Here is a 3,330-nt window from a genome sequence, read left to right on the forward strand (position 1 = left end):
TGGAACGAGAGGAGCAGCGGGACCTGGCGCTGGACCAGACGGGTGACCGTGACCGTGCGCGGTCTGGGCTCGGGGTTCGTGCGGGTGGCGGCAGGAAGAACCACCGGCCGCGGCGCCACGAGTCGATGGGCGAGCCCGACGGCTTCCAGCCCGGGACGCATTGCGAACGTGCGCAGCACCCCCTCCGAGGTGGCCGCGTACGCATACCCGGCCCTCGTCTTGTCGAGCGCGCCACTTCCGGAGATGACGTGAAACGCCTCTTCAGGCTTCAGCGCGAGGTTGACCGTCTCGATCTGCTCGAGGCCGAACTCGGGCTCCTCACTGGCGGGGGGCGGCGCCGGGTCGTTTGCGGCCACCTGCTGCGTCTGCGTCGTTGACACCGTGACCAGAACGCTCTTCTTGACCTTGATGTCGAAGAAGGTGCTGCGCAGGTCGCGATAGCCGAGCAGGCGACGCAGCTCGGTGCCGGCAAGCTTCTCCTCGCCCCCCTCGCGCACCACCACGATCTCCTCGGCTCTTCCCGACGCGGCGCGCTTGCCCAGGCGAACCTCGAGCACCTTGCCCAGGGTCGAGCGCGACCCCTGGGAGATGGCGCGGCGCAGATGCTGCATGGTGTACTCGCGCGTCCAAGCCTGGTAGGGGGAGCGCTCGCAATATGGATCGGTGACACCCTGCATGTAGGGTGCGTCCTCGCCGAACGCCACGGAGGCCGCCTCGGTGTGACCGCCGCAGGCGCTGTGGAAATAGGCCTTCACCACCTTGCCGTTATAGGCGATGACCTCGCGTCGCGTGGCCTGCACCGCGCGGACGATGGACGGGATCTCCCCCGCCATTCCCTCGTAGACCTGGTCTCTGTCGGTGGCCACGACGTCCCAGTCGCGGCCCCCATAGAGCTCGACCTGATGGAGCACATACGATCGCGCCGCGACCGCCTGCGCCTTGAGGCACTCCTCCGGCCAGCTCGAGGGCACCTCTCCCGCGAGCACGCCCTGGATGTACGACTCGAGATCGACGTAGTTGACCACGTTCAGGCGCCCCCCCGCCGACCGAAGCAGCACCATCTGCCCCCGGTACAACCGACCGTTGAGGGCGATGGCGCCGTTGCGAGGCCGCACCATGAGCGACGGCTGGATGTAGGTTCTCCCCCCGACAACCACGCCGCCGGACGGCGCGATGACCGCGGTCACCGCGTCAGGAAGGCCCGCGATGTGCTGCCCGTCGGCGTCTGCCAGCTCGAGGCCCTCGGCACTGGAGAGACGGCAGGCCTCGACCTCGAACGCGAGGCCCACACGTATGACATAGCCGCGCGCGGCGCAAGGCGCGACGCCAGAGCAGAGCATGAGGAGAACCAGGAGCAGGAGGCGGCGTGGGGCGAGGGACAGGACGTTCGGTTCCCTTCGAGGGCTGTGCGAGGCGGCGACGCGAGCGCGCTCGGCGGGAAAGGATTTGTATGAAATCCTCCAGAAACCCTGCCCTCTGCCGACGCCGCACCCCACCTCGGCGTGCCCCCACGGGCGAACGCCCGCATCGGTCTGCCGGCGCGGGCCTGATGAGAAGCACCGCCATTCCGATGCGAGCGCGGAGCAAGAGGAGACGCGATGACCAAGGCCGCTCCAGACGCACAGCTGGAGAAACTCAAGGCGCGGGTGGCCGAGTCCCCGCGCGATGCCTCGGGTCACTACGAGCTGGGCATCCTCTACGCCCAGCGCGGCCAGAATGCGCTTGCGTGCACGCAATGGCGGAAGGCGCTGCAGATCGACCCGAAGAACGCCCAGGCGCGCTACTTCCTCGCGAAGACCCTCCTGGCAGACCGCCGTCTCGATGAGGCCGCCGCCGAGTACCGCATCGCGGTGGGCGAGAACCCCGAAGACTTCTATGCCTTCAACAACCTCGGCTACATCTACGCTGAGCAGGGGCTCTTCACAACCGCCATCGAGATGCTCGATCGGGCCGTGGCCATCCGCCCTTCATACGGGCAGGCCCACTACAACCTGGGGCTCGTCCACTCCCGGCGCAACGACGCGGGCCTGGCCATACGCGAATACGAGATCGCCCTCTCCATCGACCCCTACGACGTCTACGCCCACAACAACCTCGGCCTGCTGCTGGCCCGCGTGGGGCGCGTCGATGACGCGGAGCGCGAGTTCCTCAGCGCCCTGGCCATCGATCCGAACGATCTCTACGCGCACAACAACCTCGGCAAGATCCACGAGCGCCGCGGCGACCTGTCGCAGGCCATACAGGCATTCGAGCGCGCCCTGGGCATCGACGCCAACGACGTCTACGCGCGCAACAACCTGGGGCGCGTGCTCGTGCGCCTCGAGCGGTACGACGAGGCCACCCTGCACTTCCAGAAGGTTCTCGAGCAGAACCCCAACGACCCGGTCGCGTGGCACAACCTCGGCCAGATGCATGCCCAGCGCAGCAGCTGGTCTGTGGCCGCGGACCACTACAAGCGCGCCATCGCGCTCAACCCGAGAGACGCCTACGCACGAAACAACCTCGGACGCGCCTATCTCGCCCTCGGACACCTCCTCGAGGCCGACACCGAGTTCCGCGCGTCGCTGCAGCTGAATCCCCGCGACACATTCGCCCACAACAACCTGGGGCTCTGCCTGGTGCGCCAGGGGCGCGTCGACGAAGCCATCGAGCAGCTGCACGAGGCGCTTCGAATCGACCCCCGCAACACCCTGGCCAACAACAACCTCGGCTTCGCCTACATCTCGCAGAATCGTTTCGAAGACGCCATCGCGCACTTCGAGCAGGTCCTCGCCATCGACCCGGACGACGGCTACGCGCTCACCAACCTTGGGCTGGCCTGCACCCGCCTGGGGCGCAACGCCGACGCGGTGCGCCACTACCAGCGGGCCCTCGAGACCCGACCTGACGACCTGCAGACGCTGAACTACCTCGGCCTCGCGCAGAGCGCGCTCGAGCACCACGAAGAAGCCATCGCCATCATGTCTGAGGCCGTCGCGCTGGCCCCGGATGACGCGTACACATCGAACAACCTCGGGCTCGTGCACACCGCCGCATCGGCCCAGGCCGGTCTGGGGGAACGCGCGCGAGCGGCGCGCCTGAAGGCCGCGGCAAAGGCGTTCCTGCGGGTCATCGCCCTCGACCCGACCGACATCTATGCCCACAACAATCTCGGCATCGTGTACGCACGGCAGAACCGGCTGGAAGAGGCGAGGCACGAGTGGGAACGCGCCCTCGAGATACGCCCGGACTACGCCGAGGCGCATTTCAACCTGGGGCTGGCACACTACGAAGAAGGCGCCTTCGAGAAGGCCGCCGACGAGTACCGTGCGGCCGTCGAACTCGACGGCA

General features: G+C 67.7%; 2 protein-coding genes. One reads left to right on the forward strand and one right to left on the reverse strand.

What is annotated here, in order from left to right; genetic code table 11:
* Nucleotides 1–1,340, reverse strand: a 1,340-nt coding sequence (locus tag EB084_22185) for a SpoIID/LytB domain-containing protein (protein NDD30973.1), incomplete at its 3' end; no start/stop codon positions are given.
* 258 nt (nt 1,341–1,598) lie between these two features.
* Here EB084_22185 and EB084_22190 point away from each other — a divergent pair.
* Nucleotides 1,599–3,330 (forward strand): tetratricopeptide repeat protein (locus tag EB084_22190; GenBank protein NDD30974.1); only part of this gene is annotated, 1,732 nt, incomplete at its 3' end.

This window comes from Pseudomonadota bacterium (genome assembly GCA_010028905.1).
GTDB lineage: Bacteria > Vulcanimicrobiota > Xenobia > RGZZ01 > RGZZ01 > RGZZ01.